The organism is Bradyrhizobium sp. STM 3809, assembly GCF_000239795.1.
Lineage (GTDB): Bacteria > Pseudomonadota > Alphaproteobacteria > Rhizobiales > Xanthobacteraceae > Bradyrhizobium.
Window position 1 is genome coordinate 1 of record NZ_CAFJ01000382.1, and the last position, 3,688, is coordinate 3,688.

5 protein-coding genes are annotated in these 3,688 nt (G+C 69.0%); 1 reads left to right on the forward strand and 4 read right to left on the reverse strand.

Annotated elements, in window-relative coordinates; all coding sequences use genetic code 11:
* Positions 1–103 precede the first annotated feature (103 nt).
* The gene (locus BRAS3809_RS19450) at positions 104–1,096 is read right to left on the reverse strand and encodes an ABC transporter substrate-binding protein (RefSeq protein ID WP_008963776.1); all 993 of its coding nucleotides are present in this window, start codon (positions 1,094–1,096) and stop codon (positions 104–106) included.
* 256 nt (positions 1,097–1,352) lie between these two features.
* Here BRAS3809_RS19450 and BRAS3809_RS19455 point away from each other — a divergent pair, with 256 nt between their 5' ends.
* Positions 1,353–1,832 (forward strand): TOBE domain-containing protein, encoded by a 480-nt coding sequence (locus tag BRAS3809_RS19455; protein WP_008963777.1) that lies wholly within the window; start codon positions 1,353–1,355, stop codon positions 1,830–1,832.
* Here the strand turns inward: BRAS3809_RS19455 and BRAS3809_RS19460 are convergent.
* Genes BRAS3809_RS19460 through BRAS3809_RS19470 form a run of 3 tightly spaced genes read right to left on the reverse strand, consistent with a single transcriptional unit; the run spans position 1,741 to position 3,625 of the window.
* On the reverse strand, positions 1,741–2,163 hold the full coding sequence (locus BRAS3809_RS19460; protein ID WP_008963778.1) for a winged helix-turn-helix domain-containing protein: 423 nt from the start codon (positions 2,161–2,163) through the stop codon (positions 1,741–1,743). The genes BRAS3809_RS19455 and BRAS3809_RS19460 overlap by 92 nt on opposite strands.
* Positions 2,160–2,750, reverse strand: coding sequence for a DUF2478 domain-containing protein (locus BRAS3809_RS19465; RefSeq protein WP_008963779.1), 591 nt, complete (start codon positions 2,748–2,750; stop codon positions 2,160–2,162). The genes BRAS3809_RS19460 and BRAS3809_RS19465 overlap by 4 nt, the downstream gene beginning before the upstream one ends.
* 11 nt (positions 2,751–2,761) lie before the next feature.
* A complete protein-coding gene (locus BRAS3809_RS19470; protein ID WP_008963780.1) occupies positions 2,762–3,625 on the reverse strand; it encodes a xanthine dehydrogenase in 864 nt (287 codons plus the stop codon).
* Between the last annotated feature and the right edge of the window lie 63 nt (positions 3,626–3,688).

Here is a 3,688-nt window from a genome sequence, read left to right on the forward strand (position 1 = left end):
GGACGTGGCAGCACGAACGGGCCGAAGGCGCGATGGCCGAGCTCCCAGGCGGCCCACACCGCCGCCAGGCCAATGAGGCCCCATAGCACGCGGCCGGCGACGCTCATGGCGCGAGATAGAAATCGTCGCCCGGCAGCCTTCCGGCCAGCGCGTCGGGCGCGAGGTCGAGGATGGTCTGGTAGAACAGCGTAAGGTCGGCGCGCGCGGCTTCGGCCGGCACGATGCGCATGTTGAAATGGTCGAGCGCCTTCTCGAAGATCATCGGCCGCATCTGCATCTTCGCGTCCGCCAGTGCCGCCGCGTCGGCGCGGTTCGCGAGCACCCATTCGCGCGCCTGCGGCAGCGCCTGGCGCAGCGCATCGATCAGCTCCGGGGAGTCGTCGAGCAGCGCGGCATGCACGGCGATGCCGACCATGGGGATGCCGTTCTTCGCGCGATGCTTGGCCCAGACCTGCTGCAAATTGATCGCGCGATGCAGCGTCCGGCCCTGCTGGCCCGCCAACATGATCGCCGCCGTCGCCGGCGGCTCCGACAGAATGGCGGCCGAGGCGCGGCCCGAGGCCAGCATCTGCGCCGCCTCCATGCCGGTCTGCACATAGGACAGCTTGATGTCCTTGTCGGGATCGAGCCCCTCCATCTTCGCGCAGGCGCGAAACACGAGGTCGGGCATGTCGTTGCGGAAGAAGCCGAGCACCGGCTGGCCGGCGAGATCGGCAAAGCTCTTGATCTTGTCGTCGTCGGCCACGACCGTCAGATGTCCCATGCCGAGCAGGCACAGCAGCTTCAGCGGCATGCCGCGGTTGGCGAGATTGGCCGGCACATGGGTCGGCGTCGAGAACAGCCGGGTATGGCCGCTCACGATCGCCGCGCGCAAATCGTCGGTGTCGCGCCACAGCCGGAAACTCGCATCCGGCGCGGCCGCCGCCAGCGCGCCGGAGCTCAAGGCACGGACCAGCGAGATGGTGGCGCCGGTCGGCGCGCCGAGGATTTCGAGACCTGCAATCGGCTTCGCCTTGGCGTCTCCGAGCGGCAGCGCGCTCAGCGCCGCGCCCGCGAGCAGGCTGCGGCGTGACAGGGACGGGGAGGCGGGGCGCATGGCGGGACTCCGTTCAGCTATATTTGGATGGATATAGCAAAAGGCGGACCATGCCGTCTCGTGTCGGGTCTGGGCGCATCGACCGGCGATTTCCGCGCTGTTTCCTGCGGACGTCGCGCCGGCTGGCCGGCGCGGTGTTGCGTTCGGCACAGGCGTGTCGATTTGCCTACGCGACGGCAATGCGGCAAACTGGCGTCATGCTCTCGAACGCTCTCCGTGTCCGCCGGCATGGCGGCCAGCCGCCATTGTCTCGATCATGACCAGCAAGCCATCGTCCGTCGCGGCCTCCTCGATCGTGCTCAGCACCACCGTGCCGGCGCGCGTGCTGCGGCATGATCCGCAATATGGCATGTCGACGCTGTTCTTCGCCGACGGCGAGCTGCGCGTGCCGATGGTCGACGCTGCCGTGGATGCCGGCGTCTCCGTGACCATCGAGGCGCGCGACGTCTCGATCGCACTGTCGCGGCCGATGGATGTGTCGATCACCAACCGGCTGCCCGGCCGAATCGAGGAGATTCTGCCGCTCGACCCGCCCTATGTGCGTGTCACCTTCGATCTCGGTTCAACGAAGCTGCACGCGCTGGTCACGCTGGAGTCGGTCGAGCGGTTGGCGCTGGAACCGGACCTCTCGGCCTGGGCGATGATCAAGAGCGTCGCGATCGGGCCCGGCGCGGTTCGGCCTTCGGAGCTGCCTCGGCCGCGCCGCTGGCCCGCTTCTGATAGCGGGGATCGGTAGCCTTCTGCAATTCGCCGAGCGCCGCCGTGGTCGCCGTACGGGTGCGCCGCTCCATCGAGCGGTACAGTGCGATCAGCCGCTCGCCGAACGCGGTGATCTCGGCGCCGCCACCGCGGCGGCCGGGATGCGTCTCGAACACCGGCGTCTCGAAGGTGCGGTTCAGCGCATCGACCATCAGCCAGCATTTGCGATAGGAGATGCCGCTGGCGCGCGCCGCGCCGAGGATCGAGCGCTCCCTGCGAACGAACTCGATCAGCTGCAGATCCTCCGGCGACAGGCTGCCGCCGTTGCCGAAGCTGATGGTCAATGCGATCTGAGCTTCGCCCTTCATCCCATTCCGATCCGCTCGTGTTGGGCGCCGATCATGTCATGGGCGATGGGCGATGTCACCCTGCGGCCGGCCCACGCCTCGATCCAGCCGGGACCGCACGCCACGTCGACCGTGACACATTCGGCGAACACGCCGGCGAACCGCGTCCACGCCTCCACCATCGCCGGCGAGACCGCGGTGATGATCGGAAGCCCGGCCGAGATCGCCGAGCCGAAGGCGTCGGCGAGGCCGCCGCCGGCCGCCTCCTGCTTTCCGAACTTGCTGAGGATGACGACGTCGGTGCCGCGGAGGATCGATCGCTGCACGGCGGCGCAGGCCAGCACCAGGCCTTCCGGATCGAGGTTGCAGGCCAGCGATCCCGGACCGAGATCCTGCGAGATCGAGAACAGTCTGCCGTCGTCGAGGCTGCGCAGCACCATGGCTTTGCACGGCTTCGCCTTGTCGGCGCTGCTCTCGACGACGCCGGACACGCGCAAGCCCGCGTCCGCGAGGCGCACGGCGAAGTCGCCGAGCAGATCCTGAATCACCGGCGACGCAGCGCCCTGCAGCGCCACGATCCGGCACGTTCCGATATCGACTGAAGCCATGGCAGTCCTCCTCACACATTGGCGGAGATGCGGCCCGCCGTCCGTCCGGTTCGCATGATCTGGTGAACGGCCGACACGACGCTCGCGGCGATCGACTGGCCACGCTCGTCCATGCCGGTCCAGGCGGCGTGGCGGCCGCGCGGGTCGATCTCCAGCAGCTTGACGTTGGCCGGCACGCGCAAGCCGTCGCGCGCGATGCCGCGCAGCGCGCCGTCGAGCGGCGCCAGCACCGGCTTGCCGCCGAGCGAGCCGAGCTGCAGGCCCTTGTAGACGCGGGTGCCGATGTCGAGCGGCGTGTGCCAGACGGCGTCCTGGTCGGAATAAACGAAGCGCTCGCGCCCGGCGCCGCCGAGATCGCGCGCCTTGCCGTCGGCGTTGCGGGTGTGGCCTTCGGCGACGATCGCGCCGGTCTCGCACGGATGCGTCTCGATCGCGATGTCGCAATTGCGCCCGATCGCAAAGCGCGGGCCGATGCCGACGGCGATGGCGGCGACGCCGCGCAGGTCCGGCGTCACCAGATGCTTCTGCATGCGGGCGTCGACGATGACCGCGGGGTAGCGGTAGGCGATGATGTCGGTGAGGTGCATCCCGGTCACCGCGACCTGGCAGGGCTCGCGGTGAATCCGCACGACGTCCGTGATGCTCCCGGCCCGCGCGCCGGTCACGCCGTCGAGGTCGCGCGCCTCGCCGAACAGGACGTCGTGGAACGCCATGCCGCGCCGGATCACCGGCGGGAAGGCGTCATGACAGAGCACGATCGCAAAGCGCGCGTGGCTGAGCTTCGCCGCGATGGCGGAGGCGATCTCATTGGTGCCCAGCACCAGCGCAAGCGGCTTCGGCGCGTTCGGATGCCAGGTGATTGCGGCGGCTCTCATGCTGATGACCTCGTGTTGCGAGATCGAATGAGCAAGCGCCGGGCCAGACGGTCGAGGTCGAGC